General features: G+C 53.4%; 8 protein-coding genes. 2 read left to right on the top strand and 6 right to left on the bottom strand.

The window, feature by feature from the left end:
* Window positions 1-13: 13 nt before the first annotated feature.
* The 5 genes from ACWIZX_RS00625 to ACWIZX_RS00605 all read right to left on the bottom strand — a co-directional run bounded on the left by ACWIZX_RS00625 (window position 14) and on the right by ACWIZX_RS00605 (window position 6,428).
* The gene (locus ACWIZX_RS00625) at window positions 14-1,519 is read right to left on the bottom strand and encodes a complex I subunit 5 family protein (RefSeq protein ID WP_448334476.1); all 1,506 of its coding nucleotides are present in this window, start codon (window positions 1,517-1,519) and stop codon (window positions 14-16) included.
* Window position 1,520: 1 nt separating this feature from the next.
* Entirely contained in the window at window positions 1,521-3,272 is a 1,752-nt protein-coding gene (locus ACWIZX_RS00620; RefSeq protein ID WP_448334475.1) for an NADH-quinone oxidoreductase subunit 5 family protein, read from the bottom strand.
* Between the two features lie 3 nt (window positions 3,273-3,275).
* A complete protein-coding gene (locus tag ACWIZX_RS00615) occupies window positions 3,276-3,587 on the bottom strand; it encodes an NADH-quinone oxidoreductase subunit NuoK (RefSeq protein WP_448334474.1) in 312 nt (103 codons plus the stop codon).
* Complete coding sequence (locus tag ACWIZX_RS00610; RefSeq protein ID WP_448334473.1) at window positions 3,584-4,084, bottom strand: NADH-quinone oxidoreductase subunit J; 501 nt, start codon at window positions 4,082-4,084, stop codon at window positions 3,584-3,586. Before ACWIZX_RS00610 ends, ACWIZX_RS00615 begins: the two co-directional genes overlap by 4 nt.
* A 262-nt stretch (window positions 4,085-4,346) precedes the next feature.
* On the bottom strand, window positions 4,347-6,428 hold the full coding sequence (locus tag ACWIZX_RS00605; protein ID WP_448334472.1) for a hypothetical protein: 2,082 nt from the start codon (window positions 6,426-6,428) through the stop codon (window positions 4,347-4,349).
* 421 nt (window positions 6,429-6,849) lie between these two features.
* Between ACWIZX_RS00605 and ACWIZX_RS00600 the strand changes: the two genes are divergently transcribed.
* Both ACWIZX_RS00600 and ACWIZX_RS00595 read left to right on the top strand, forming a co-directional pair.
* Entirely contained in the window at window positions 6,850-7,203 is a 354-nt protein-coding gene (locus ACWIZX_RS00600) for a phasin family protein (RefSeq protein ID WP_322791636.1), read from the top strand.
* An 11-nt stretch (window positions 7,204-7,214) separates the two neighbouring features.
* Window positions 7,215-7,736: a polyhydroxyalkanoate synthesis regulator DNA-binding domain-containing protein gene (locus tag ACWIZX_RS00595; RefSeq protein ID WP_322791635.1), complete on the top strand. Its 522-nt coding sequence runs from the start codon at window positions 7,215-7,217 to the stop codon at window positions 7,734-7,736.
* Between the two features lie 11 nt (window positions 7,737-7,747).
* Here the strand turns inward: ACWIZX_RS00595 and ACWIZX_RS00590 are convergent, their stop codons facing one another.
* Window positions 7,748-13,669 carry an Ig-like domain-containing protein gene (locus tag ACWIZX_RS00590; RefSeq protein WP_448334471.1) on the bottom strand — a complete coding sequence of 1,974 codons (5,922 nt, stop codon included), beginning with the start codon at window positions 13,667-13,669 and terminating at the stop codon, window positions 7,748-7,750.
* Window positions 13,670-13,774 lie beyond the last annotated feature (105 nt).

Here is a 13,774-nt window from a genome sequence, read left to right as displayed (position 1 = left end):
AACCTTTAGCTCCTTAACCGCCCAACGCAGCCAGCAAACTTTGGGCAGCGGGTTGAGTCAACCAGCCTGCCAGCGAGGGCCAAAAGCCCAATATGACTACGCCCACCGTCAGAACAATCAACACCGCATTCATCCACACCGAAACCGGTTGACCGGTTTGAATCGTTGTAGAAGGATGATGCCGGTACATACGGTTGATCAATGGGGCATAATAGGCCAGTGAAAGGACACTGTTGAGAGCAGCAAAAATCACCAGCACAATTGCCCAGGTCTGGCGTGTTTCAAAACCACCTACAAAAATTTGCCACTTGGACATAAACCCAGCCAGTGGGGGAATACCACCCAGACCCAGCAGCGCCACACTCAGACTGAATGCCGCCAGGGGATAGCGGTTTGCCGCGCCGTCCAAATCTTCAACCATCAAAGGCTGATGTTTGCCGTTCGCAAGGTACAAAGCATATAGCAGCGCCCCGGCAGCAAGGAATGCCAGTCCTTTCATTAAGCCGTGCGTCAATATGTGGAAGAAACCGCCCGCAGCCGCGTTGCTTGCCCCAAAGGCAAAGGCGCATCCAATCCCCAACAGAATATAACCCATGTGGCTGAGACTGGAAAACGCCAAAAGGCGTTTGACCTGCGTCTGACGCAGGGCCATCAGGTTGCCCAGCAGTATATTCAGGGCAGCAAATCCCAGCAGGAAAAACCCCCATAAATCACTGACCGCAAACAATGCCCCCAATGCGCGCAACAGCGCAATCAGCCCGGCCTCAATGACGACACCCGAAAGCATGGCGCTGATTCCGCTGGGCGCCTGCGAGTGAGCATCCGGCAGCCAGGTATGCAACGGCACCAGGGCGGCTTTGACCCCGAAGCCGATCAGGAACAAAGCGCCCGCCGCCAGCATGACCGGCGTCAGCGGCGCATTGGCGCGAATACCGGCAAAGGCCAGGCTGCCGGTCTGCCCGAACACGAGCGCAATCCCAATCAGCACAAAGGCTGAGCCGACCGCACTTTGCACCAGGTATTTGACACCCGCTTCCAGGGCTGCCGGTGAATGGCGGTGAAATGATACCAGCGGATACGAGGCGATGGCCATCAACTCAAACCAGACCCACAGGTTGAACAGGTCACTGGTGCAGCCCAAACCAATCATTCCGCCAATCATCATACTGAGCAGGGCGTAAAATTTTTCCTGATGTTCCTCCTTGCTCAAGTAAGGGCCTGAAAACAGAGTAACCAGGATGCCCAGCACCAGCACCAGACCGGCCAGCAGCGCACCAACCCCATCCATTTGAAGCCGAATCACCCCCAGTGAAAACGAAATCACCATCCCTTGCGTGAAGAGCATCTGCGCCACAAGGCTGAAAGGAACAAAAGCCGCCAGCAGCACCACCAAAGCCACCCAGCGCGAAGGATTAACGCCCGCCTGTTTTCTTTCCACCAGCCGGCCGATCAAATAAATCAGCGGCGCCCCCAGCAGGGGTAAAGCAACGACGAGGAGAAATGCCAGGCCCGCTTCCATGTCAACGCCCTCCCACGGCCAGACTTGCCAGCAAAATCAGCAAAGCACACACAATCGCAAACACATTCCAGTTCAACAAACCCGGCTGGGTAACCCGCAACGCTTCTGCCAGTTTTTGGGTGGCAATGACCACCCCGCGGTTGATCGCCTCGAAACCAAAACTCTCGGCTGCCGCTTTGCTCACTCCGCCGAGTGCCTGACCGAGCGGGATCAAACGCTTACGCTGCCAGCCAGCCAGCAAGCCAATTGCCACCACCCCCAATGCCAGATAAGTCGCCGGCGCAGCAATGACTTCCTCGACCATAGCCCATGTGCTGTGAACTTCCAGATGATGAGCCGGTAAACTTTCTGCCAGCAGATGACCAAAAGGCCCGGCCAGCAACCAGGTGGTCAGGCTGCCAATTGCCAGCGGCAACAGGGCCACCTTCATCGCACTGCCGGCATCATGAACATGCAGACCGGCGCGTGCCTCGCCGTAAAAGACCATTGCGATCATGCGCACGGTGTAAAATGCCGTCAGCCCGACCACCAGGACCATCAACCCATATAACCAGAGCGGATTGCCGTGCAGGCCCGCTTCCAGAATCAACTCTTTGCTCCAAAAACCGTTGAAAATTGGGATACCTGCCAGCGCCAAACCACCCACGATAAACACCGCCCTCGTCAAAGGCATGTGCTGACCAAGACCGCCCATCTGGCGCATATCGCGTGTGCCAATCGAGTGAATGACTGCACCGGCCGCCAGAAACAACAGCGCTTTGAAAACAGAATGGCTGAGCAAGTGAAACTGGCTGGCAAACACTCCCCCCGCCCCAACCGCATAAACCATGAAGCCCAACTGTGAAACGGTGGAATACGCCAGCACACGTTTCAGGTCGGTGGCAACCATTGCCATCATGGCTGCCAGCAGCGCCGAAAGCATCCCGCAAATCATCACCGCTTCACGCCAGCCGGGCACTATGGCAAACGCCGGGTAAAAGCGCGCCAGCAGATACACCCCTGCATTGACCATTGTGGCTGCATGAATCAGCGCACTGATGGGTGTAGGGGCTTCCATCGCATCCGGCAACCAGGTCTGGAAGGGGAATTGTGCCGATTTTGCCGCCGCCGCTATCAAACAGCCAAACCCCATCCACGCCAATACCCCTGCCGGCACGATGGCCGGATTTTCCAGCAGCGGTTGAAAATCATTACTTCCGGTGTAAGCATATAAAAGCAATGCCCCGGCCAGCAAGCCAATTCCGCCGAATTGAGTGATGATCAGCGCTTTGATGCCGCCGGCAACAGCTTTGGGGTCATCATTATGAAAGGAAATCAGCGCGTACGAACATAAGGCTGTAATTTCCCAGAAAAAGAACATCAACAAAAGGTTGCTGGTCAGCACCAGCCCGGCCATCCCGCCGATGAAAAACAGCACAAAGGCGTAGTAGCGGGCCAGCTGCTGTTCACCGTGCATGTAATCCACCGAGAAAATCACCGCCAGCGAACCAACGACTGTGGCAATGGCGGCCAGAAATACACCCAATCCATCCACCACAAAGGTGAAATCGCCAAAAACCCCTCCCATCGGAATGGCAAATAACAGCCGTTCTTTGCCGTAGGGTAATAGAAGCAGGGCTGCCCCACCCGCGGCAACCGAAAACGCCACAGCCAGCAGGTGGGTAAATTTTTCGTCCCGGTCACCAACCAGCCAGATGACCAGCGCCCCCAGCCACGGTAAGCCAATTGTCAGCATCAGCCAGGTCATCGCCATAGGCTACCTCCGCAGCGTGGTCAACGCTCTCAAGTCCAGACTGCCAACCACCCGTCGCACCTGCACGGCCAATGCCAGACCAACGACCGCCACAATGGTGTCGGCAACGATCACGGTTAAAGCCATGCTCTGCCCAAGGTTTTCCTGGCCCTGCAAACGGCCGGCCAGTACGAGTGCCAGCATTGCCCCTTTGACCATAATTTGCAGCGCTACCACAACTTTAATTAAATTGCGAACAGTCAAAAGCGCATAGATACCCACCCCCAGCAGCCCAACCACCATCAGAATGACCACATTAGGAACGGATAGAATCATCCCTTATCCTCCGAATGAGTCTGGCCTGTCGGGGTTGATTCCTTCTCACCTAACAAACCCAAAACCCCCAGCACGCCGCAAAACACCAGTACCGCCTGCAAGATCACATCCATTTGACGATTGCCCCACAATACCGCTTTTAAGGCTGGTTCACCCAAAGATGGTGCAGCCCGATCAACCCCCGGAACCAGTAAAATTCCCAGCAGAACCACCATAAGAATGGTTACCACCACAGCCAGCGGTTCTTTGATCAATCCCTTCAAATCGGTGGCTTCCTCGCCGGTCAGGTTGATAGCAAAAACGAACAAAACCGTTACCAGCCCGGCACCGACACTCAATTCGATAACCCCGATTTCAGGCGCGCCGAGCAAATACAATTCCAGCGCAACCAGCGCACTGGTGCCTGCCAGCCACAGCGCTGAAACAATCAAGCGCCGGGAGCGGATGGCCTGAATGGCACACACCAGAATCCCGACCGCCGTTAAGAGATGGAGCATGATGGTTTTTCCTCCGTGGAGTGAGTCTTAAGATTGAAATGTCTGCCGACGCGCCGTTAAAAAAATCTGCCTGACCACACCTGATTAACAACGTAAAAGGGGAAACACGATCGCTGGTATAGGTATATCATTATTTTTGATGAATGTCATGTGAATTTCATCACAAAATTAACTTAAAAAATTCCTGACCCCCGCTTTTAATCACAAAACGGCTTTGCAGCCATTTTGAAGCTGCAAAGCCGTTCAGGGACCATACAACAGTTTACATGCGAGTCAACTGGAAAGTAACGCCGTAATCCGAATCCTCCCCATCTTCCGGGGTAACATAACGGTGCTCTACTACATATCGAACGGTTGCCGGAGTGTCAGGGGCTTTGGGTTTTGGATTATGACTTGTGGATACTTCTTCGAATCTGTAACGCTCAACGGGGGGTAGTTGTCCCTTTGGACTGGTCAAATTCCAGGCTTTGCGTGCATCCAGTGTGATCAAATCCACGGCTATCCGGTCGGCTGGTGCCCAGGCAGCCCAGAACAGCCCCACAATAAGAATCAAAGCCGCAACAACCGCCAGAACGATCAATCCCTGGGTCAATGTCAACGAAATCATTTTTGCGATGGATGCAGCCGTGCCTTCCATCGCAACGGCTCCTTGCCAGACACTTTCAAGGTAATGAACAAAGGCCGAGCCAAAATCCCGCAATTGTTCTTTAGCCGCCGACTCGCTGTCCACCTCAAAGCCAATCAGACCGGCTGCCATCAACCCTCGATTGAAGGAACCGTTCCAGAAATCAGCGCTATAGGCGCCTGAGTCTTCTCCTGAGTCCATATCATCCCAGGCGTCCCGATTAAACTCAACATGCTTCACTGGCGCAAGGGTATGTTTTCCAGAAGGCATCGAAGCCGGTATTAAGTGGGCAACCCATGCGTCAAACCAGATTTCATCTGAACCCAGACCATCCGTTTCCTCGTAACAACGGCCGTTTTCGCTCCAAAAATGAAAGGCGATATTGGGATCGGGTTCAATTTGAAGGATTAGTTTATTGGACTTTAGCCGGGGGGCAACGCCGCCTGCATAAACTGCCGAAAGCACATTATTTACCTCAATCCACACATCATAAAGGCCGGGCGGAAAAGGGGCGCCGGGTTGTTGAGGATGCTCTTTAGGAACATTGACCACCACTGAATCAGATACCCGCCAATCATGAATGGTATGACCAGTTTCATCCTTTACCGGTGTTTCCAAATCTCCAAAAACTGGTGCGTCGAGAGAAATTTTTAAGCCGGTATCCCGATTCACGAACCATACCTTGACCGTTTCGGTTATGAAATTGAATCCTCTCAAGCAAAGGGTGGCACCGGGTTCAACTACTGGAAATTGGAGACATTGCCCGTTGAAGGTGTACTCCTGCCCCCCTTCACAAAAGTTAGGAAACAAGGCTCCCGGCGGAGGGGGCGGTGGGGTTTTTGGCGTGCAATTGGCAATCAGTTCACCCGGTTTGTTGACATTTACCGAAACGCTACAATCTTTGGCAATTTGATAAGGTTGGAACGTGTAAACATTTTCCAATGAAGAGCGAAAGCTCGCCACACTGCCGTACTCTTTATAATCGCCTACATCCGGCCGGATGGCAGTCAACCATGGCCATGGGCCGCTGAAAATCCGCGGCTGTTGAGAACCGTTAGGAGTAGGAGGTAGAACTGCATCCCAGATTCTGACCTGGCCGGGACCTTTCACACCCTTTGAATGGGACATCAGGGTTTGAGCCGTGTAAGCCAGCCCTTCAAGAATAAAAGCCTCGATCACATCCCCAGGCTGAACTCCATCACCGCGGACTTTATCCGCCAATCGCTCATCGAACAAACATTTACGTAGACGGGGCGAGAGATTTTCATAGCCCTCAAATCCTTTTTCGAGCGCCTTTACTTGTTTTTTGCTAAGGCGCGAGAGCGCTGCATAAATCATCTCCTCAAATCCGGGACGTGGACCTTCTCCTCTCGTAAAACGGTTAAAAATCTCCACCATCAAGGGCACAATGGCATCCACAGTTGGTAAATCACAGCAAAGGCAATCTGCTTTTATGCCGGGACGTTGTTTGGGCTTGCGGAAATCGTCCACTTTGACTCCCGGTACCCGTTTCAAAATCTCTGTAATCTGTTCCTTTTCTTTGGTCTTGCGGGAACGTCCCCCGCAATGACAATCGCCTTTGGGTTTGGTTATTTCTCCGGTGGGTGGAGAACATGGATTTTCGGGTGAAATTTCTTCCTGGACTTCTTCCGAAGAAGGATGAGGATAGAATGGTTCCTCTTGGGTTGGTTCTTCCTCTTTTTTGTCACGTGATTTCATCAGATACTCCTCTTGACCAATCGAATCGGATTAAGAAAACCAACAGGCCAATATGGCCAGGATGACTTTCAAATCTTCATAAGACCTCCTTTAAGGCCGGGGGAAATACGTTTCCGGCCTTAAATATAAAAACTACTCGATCCTATCCATCAAAACCATAGGGCTGAGTGTCTGCTTTGGGTAAAATCACTTATTACAGGCTGCGTTATTTTTAGAATAATATTACCTTTTTTATCAACAATTCGATTATATACCTCCTAACCCAAAAGTCAATAAAGAAAATTGCTGCTAATTGACCAGCCCTCAGGTAAGATTCTTTTTATCCTTAACCGGACAGGGGGTGAGTGAATCAACTATTGACAATCATAACGCAATGCGTTATATTGGATATAACGCATTGCGTTATCAAAAGGAGGTCGAAATGGCAAAACGAACTGAACACGAATTTGTGGAAGATGTCGCCGGTCGCGGCGGATTCACCGAACTTTCCCGCAAAATCCTGCTGGCAGGCATCGGTGCCGCTGCCCTGGCTCAGGAAGAAATTGAGCGATTTGTCAACCGTCTGGTAGAAAAAGGCGAACTGGCCGAAAAAGATGCGCGAAAAATGATTCAAGAGATCATGGAGAAACGCGAGAAACTGGAACAGGAACGCCGTGCCGCTGCTCAGAAAAGTCGCCCAGCTCCGGTCACCCAAGCGGATATTGAAGCACTCAGCGCCAAAATTGCTGAATTGAGCAAAAAGATTGAAGAATTACGCAAAGAACGCAGCGAGTAGACCGGTTCTTGATGCTGCACATCAAACGCTACAGCAACCGCAAATTATATGACACCGTCAACCGGCGTTATATCACCCTGCCGGAGATTGCCAGATTATTGCGGGAAGGGGAGGAAATTCAGGTCATTGACCATGACAGTGGTGTTGACCTGACCACTCTGGTAATGTTACAGGCCTTGTTCAGCGCCGAAAAGCGGTTGGGCGGCTGGCTGCCGCCCAACCCGTTCGACCGCTGGATCGATCTCGGTGAAAAAAACTGGCAAACCCTGCTGGCCTCTCTATTCGGTCGTGTTGATTTCGATCAGCTGGTCAATCAGGAATTATCGCAGCGGTTGGATCAACTGGTCCGTGACGGTCAATTATTGCCAGAAGAAGCCGAGCGGCTTGGCAGCCTGCTGATGAAGTCCTCTTCGCAGTCCACCCAATCCGAAATGCCGCAAGCCGCCCGGCGCGAAACGCTTGAAAATCTGCTGGCGGATTTGGAGCGGCTCTCCACCATTTTGGATGAACTCTCCACGCCACCAACTGATTAAGTTCGGCCTCTTTATTCGATCTTGAACACGGTACCGCCTGTCCTGCCCTGAACATCGGGGAAGTAATAGGCATATGCCCGCGCTGGCAGCACCCGAAACTCGCCTGCCTGAAGAGGAATAAACCGGTATGTCAGCACGTACGTCCCGGCCGGCACATATGCCCCCACCCAGCGGATGTGATCAGCAAAAATGCGCGGTTCATGAAAGTACCACCATCCCCAGCCGCGGCTGAAGCGATCCTGATTCACAAACATCATTTGCTCCACTTCGCTGCCTTGCCGGGTAGTTTGCAGGGTTGTATTCACAATCTCCGCACCGGCAGGAATGTAATCTTCCACCACCAGATAGGTTAGGTCTTGAGGCACGGTGACGGACAGGCGCACCTGCACGACCGGATTGCTCATCGAACGGTTGACACTGGTGACTGGCAGGCAGGTGTCTACCCCGCAGTCAGCCCCTTCCAGATAGTATTCCCGACTGAGGACGATTCCTCCATCCATCGGCTGCACCGTTTCTACCGGCTGACCCACCTCCAACACCGCGCGGTAATACAATCGTCCGCTACCGGCACCGCGTTGAATACGCAGCGCATTGCGGTTTGAGGGCAGTTGAGCCACCGAGACACTACCACGCACCGGGTTGAAGGTCTGTGCGCCACTCGCCTGTCCGCTGGCAATCACCGCGCCGTTCAAGACGGCAGAAAAGGAGTAATTACCCTGCAATTCACCGGTTGCCCGCACGGCGCGAGATAGGGCTGCCAGCACCCAGCCGCTGCCAAAACTGTTCATCCAGCCATGCCCGCCGCGTTGAAGCGTCAGGTAACGCACGGCATCCCCGACCAGCGGTGAGGCCGGGTCAATCTCAAGCAGCGCCATCAGCACCATGGCAGTGGAAGCATAGGTATTTGCAAAGCGGTACAACGAGTCTTCTGCCTGCCGCCAGTAAGTCCCGCTAGCAGAGCGAATGGCGGCGCCTTGCAAATCGGCAAGAATTGTCTCAGCCGATTGAGAGTCCCCACCGGCGTTGAGTGCCATAGCCAGGAATGCCTGGCCCCACGGATTCAACCGTGTCCGTAAGCGGACTAATTCCGGTGGCACTTGATTTTGACGGCCGTTTTGATTGAGCACAAAGTAAGCAAAAGCCAGTTGATCCAATTTCGAGGTTTCCTGTACCATCTCCGGTGTATACAGACTGGCGGTTACAAAACGGTTGGCATCCATGATATGGAATGGCTCAACCACAAAACCGGCTGCGCTCGCCTGATCCAGAATCCACAAGCCGTAAGCGCTCAGGAAAAAGTCGCTGGGTTCTCCTGCCAACCAACTCCAACCACCGTCGGTCTGGTGTTTACCAATCAGTCGGTCAAGGTCGCGGCGGATATTTTGTTGCAAGCGCTCGTTCAGGTCAGGCGTCGCAAAATTGACCTCCCGGCTCAACTGATACAAACTCAAATTGGCTAACAATCGGGAAAGGATTACCTCGACAAAATCATCTGGATAATCCTCCATCCCATCCAGACCGGCCAGCACACTCCCCGCCAGATTGGGAGACAATTCCACCCCCAAATTGCCATTGCTGGGGGTAAACGAACGCGGCAAACTGACAACTTCCAGTACTTCACCCGCCTGTTCCAGGATTCCCGCGGTCATAAAGGATTGGGGAGTGGTGTAGCGGCGGATGGGTAAATCCTCACCGGAAATCATGACCGCATCCTGCAAACCGCCGCCTTCCACAGCGAAGATCAGGGATGCGGAGGAAACATCTTCTACTTTGACCCACCAGTTCACCCGCTGGCGGCTGTTTGCCGCCAATTGAAGGGCTTGTCGTTCCAACGCCGGATCTTCCAGAGCCAACCCGCTGCTTTGCAGTCGAATGGTGACATCCAGTTGGCGGTCGGTATTGTTCTGAACCACCGCCCCAATCTCCAGCCGGTCGCCGGCCACCACAAACCGCGGCAGCACCGGGCGAATCAGTAAATCTTTACTGACCACAATTTCACGGGATGCTTCACCGACTCGCGCATCGCGGGTCAGCCCGCGCACCATCACCACCCAGGTCGTTAGATTATCGGGCAGGGCAAACTCAATCCGTGCATAGCCGCTGGAATCGGTTTCAACGGCTCCTGCCCAGAAGGCGGTATCCTGAAAATCACTGCGCAGAGAAAACTGGAGAGCATCACCGCCCCCACCACCGCCCAGGCCACGCGGCAGCAGAGGAATTCGGCCGATATAAGCAGCCAGCGACAGGCTGGTAAACACCCCCAACGGTTGTTCGCCATAAAATGCAGTGACGATATCGGCAGCATTCGGATTACTCAACGCAAAAATTGCCTTATCCACCACCGCAACAGAAAATTCACCCTGAAGGGGATTGCCGCGCTGATCCTTGACCAGCAAATCCAGCCCGACCGTCTGCCGCGGTTCAAAGCGGTTTGCAGGAGCAATCAGCCGCACATCCAGTTGAAAAGCTTCTGGTTTTACCTTCAAATCAAGATAGCCCTGCCGGAAATCCGGCTTCCCATTTTCGTTTACTCCCAATATGGTCACCGAAACGAAAACATTCGGTGCAAATTTATCCTGAACGAGCAGGTTCACCGTCTGACCACCTTCGTCCAAGGAAAGCACCTGATAACTGATCACACCACGCCGTTCGATACTGACCCATGCCAGCGTAGCATTTTTGAACGGATTGGGAATGAAAATCCGGGCTGTGTCACCCACAGCATATTCCTTCCGGTCGGCTTCCACTCGTATTTGCTGATTTGGCAGGCGCGGCCACGGGGCGGAACCCGAGCCTCCCACCCAAACCAGCACTTGCGATACCGCCCCCTCCCCGCGAACTTCCAGGCGATACATACCCGCTTCCTGCGGGGTAAACTCCAGCGTTGCCAGACCGTTATTGCCGGTACGCAGATCTGCACCACTGACCGGTGTGACCACTTCCCGGTAGGAAACCGCGCCGGTTTCAACCTCGCTCCACTCCTGCACCCACTCAATCCGGTCGAAAGATGCGCTCAGCGTGCGCCCCCCAACCGGTTGATTCTGCCAGTTGACTGTCAGGACGGAAAAGACGAAGGGGCTGCCCGCCGGTTGAACCCAGCTCTCCGGGCGAATGCCGATGACAATCGCCGAAGGATGAAGAACGGTTTGCACACGTTGAGATACAGGAAATCCGCTTTCATCCGTCATGGTGACTTCGAGAGTGAGTATTTTCTGACGGTTTTCTTCAAGCAGTGAACTCAGGGTTTGACTTGAAAAGGTCAATGGGAAGCGCCCATCCGCACCGGTAACGCCGCTGCCACCCAACAGATAATCACCCAGCGGTAATTCCATGCGCATCCACCATTCGGGGTCGAGCCAGAAGGTGTCCAGCATCCCGGAAATATAACCGCCTGGCAGGTCTGCTTCGGCATTACGAGCATACAAAGACCAGCTGACATTAACGCCAGCAGCCGGTGCTCCAAAGAAATAATTTGCTTCAACCTCAGCGCGGATGTCCTCTCCAATGCGGTAAGCCGGCTTCGAGAACGAAACCTGCAAATCCAATTCCGGTTTTCGATAAGCGGCCACCTGAAACTCAATCACCGAATCGGGTTGATCCTCAATTTGCAGGGTGTAAATACCCGTTGGGGCATCGGCAGGGAGTTGTACCTGACCGTGAGCCGTCCCGTAAGGCGAGAGGATTAATTTTTGTTTTTCAAGCAGCGGATTTCCCTGTTCCGGCGAGTATGCTCCATAAAAATTCACCGTAATTTCCTTCAAATCCGAAATCGGATAGCGCGCGTCATTCCATTGACGAACAATGTAACGGTAATACACGGTTTGACCCGGCTGATAAATGGGACGGTCGGTGTAACCGTAGGTTTTGATCTTGGGCTGGTCAAAATTACTGCTGATCCCAAAGTTCCACGGGTAAATTCCGGCATTCCATTCCGAAGTTGCCAGCGAAAAATCAGGATCACCTTCATTTCCCACAGTGACCACCAACGTGCGGTAAAGATTGCTTTCGGTCAGGGAGATGCGCGCAATACCCTGATCATCGGTGCGTGCCTTGCCCAACACCAACCCGCTCCCGCCTTGATAAACCGTTACCTCGCGCCCGCTCACCGGTTGACGGTTGAGGATATTGACCGCCCAAACCACGACCTCCTGCTGGCTTTCTTTCAGAGTTACCTGGATTGGACTGACAACCATGAGCAAGTTTACGGTTTGATAGGTTTGCGTAAACTGCGGTGAGCTGATGCGAAAGGCGTACAGGCCGGTTTCCAAACCACCGTTGTCGCCTTTGAACGGAATTTCAATCCCCTGACTGACATTTTGCGGCAGATTCAAATTGACCTGCCAGTTTTCTTCCACCGCAAAAGAATCAACCGAGGGAGTACGTTCAACTGCCCGAATGACATCCATTAAGGTCATCCGCGCCCGAAGGATATTCAGCATTTCAAGATTGGTGGCATAAGCCGGCAGGTACTGATCGCCCGGCAGGGCATAATACAGGGTAGAGTACGCACTCAGAATCGGGATTCTTAGTGAGGGAAGTTGACTGCCCGCTTTGAAGGTCAGCGTGTAATCTCTGCCCAGCGCCTGACCCCAGCGGTCTTGTAATTCTGCCTTCAAAGTTAAGCGATACGTCTGACCGCTTTTGAAAAAACCGGAAAGATATAAGAAACCGGCCTGTTCATCGCTGTACATGTAATCATTGCTGATTTTCGGTTCAAGGATGACCCGTTCCTTGAGATTTTGACCGCGTGCCAGAGGAGCAGAAAATTCCACCAATAGCGAGGCAAAATCATCGTAGATTTCCAACTCCTCACCAGCTGCCGGCGTGGTCGAAACAACCTGAAACTGGCCTACCGTTCGGAAGGATTGGCGAACCGTTTCATCAATGGCTACGCCGCCCAGTGATTCAACCCGATCCATCTCAATCACATATTCACGATTTCGTTCCAGCAGCCCCTGGGGCTGCAGGGTTACCACCGTATCCCGTTCCGCCCACTCATAAACCACGCCGACCGGACTGCCATCCTGCCCGCGCAAACGCAGACCCTGCTCAACACTGCGCCGGTCCATGGGCTGGTTGAAGGTCAAGCGAATCGAAACATCCAACGGCTGAGCCCCATCCAGGTCCGGTTCAAAACCGACCAGTGCCGGTTTAACCGTACTGAACTGCCAGTTCAGCGCCTCGGCATCGGTCAACGGTGTTCCATCCACACCGGTCAACTCAGTGTTCATCTCAACCTGATAGGTCTTTCCGCCTTCCAGAGCCGGGCGAGGGGTAAATACATACGTGCTGGTGTTCAGCCAGCGGCCTTCCCCTTCGGCTGCGGGTTGTAAAGTAAACGCAGCCGGCAGCGCTGAGCCAACTTCACCCAATTCAACGATGGGGCGGTTGAAGGTTACTGCCACAACCGTGGTAGGGTCAACCTCCTGAACATCCGGTTGGGGAATGCGTTCGGTGACTCGCACCGTTTCCGCGGTGCGAAATTGAAAAGAAAACGAGCGGGCAAGGTTCTTTCCGCTCCTGTCTTTTGCGGTTGTCTGTACCGTAAAGGTGACAGGAGTACTCAATGGCAGGGGTTGATCCGGCACAAAACGCACCGAAGAGTCATCCAGCCACTCAAAACGTCCTGCGGTCACGGGCTGCACGGTTACAGCGCCTTCTACCGAGGAGCGATCCATGGGTTGATCGAAGGTGAGGAGGATGCCGTCGCGGGAAGTGAGAATACTACCTGGTTCCGGCTGAACTTCCAAAACGGTAGGAGGCAACTCTTCCTCAGGTTGTGGCAGCGAGGTGGGCTGCTCAACGGGTGTGGTTGTAAGCGGACGCTCCCGATTCCCTCCAAAAGGCAGATTACAGGAAAGACTCACCACTGTAAATAACACAAACAGGGTAATCACCACCCGAACGAAAGTCGGTTGAGCATCGTTTCTCATTGGGGCGCCTCCATCACCGTCTTCCACATCATTGGCGAACTAATCTTAGGTCAATTCGGGATTAATGATTTTCAAATCAACTTTCGAATTTTCGTCCCCCCTCCC

The sequence above is a fragment of the Bellilinea sp. genome (assembly GCF_053501535.1).
The sequence above is the reverse complement of the archived record's forward strand: the minus strand, read 5'-3'. Positions and strand labels throughout refer to the sequence as shown.

Coding starts and splice junctions, on each gene's coding strand:
- ACWIZX_RS00615 (WP_448334474.1), bottom strand. CDS start 3,587: ATGATTCTATCCGTTCCTAATGTGGTCATTCTGATGGTGGTTGGGCTG.
- ACWIZX_RS00595 (WP_322791635.1), top strand. CDS start 7,215: ATGCTGCACATCAAACGCTACAGCAACCGCAAATTATATGACACCGTC.
- ACWIZX_RS00610 (WP_448334473.1), bottom strand. CDS start 4,084: ATGCTCCATCTCTTAACGGCGGTCGGGATTCTGGTGTGTGCCATTCAG.
- ACWIZX_RS00600 (WP_322791636.1), top strand. CDS start 6,850: ATGGCAAAACGAACTGAACACGAATTTGTGGAAGATGTCGCCGGTCGC.
- ACWIZX_RS00620 (WP_448334475.1), bottom strand. CDS start 3,272: ATGGCGATGACCTGGCTGATGCTGACAATTGGCTTACCGTGGCTGGGG.
- ACWIZX_RS00590 (WP_448334471.1), bottom strand. CDS start 13,669: ATGAGAAACGATGCTCAACCGACTTTCGTTCGGGTGGTGATTACCCTG.
- ACWIZX_RS00625 (WP_448334476.1), bottom strand. CDS start 1,519: ATGGAAGCGGGCCTGGCATTTCTCCTCGTCGTTGCTTTACCCCTGCTG.
- ACWIZX_RS00605 (WP_448334472.1), bottom strand. CDS start 6,428: ATGAAATCACGTGACAAAAAAGAGGAAGAACCAACCCAAGAGGAACCA.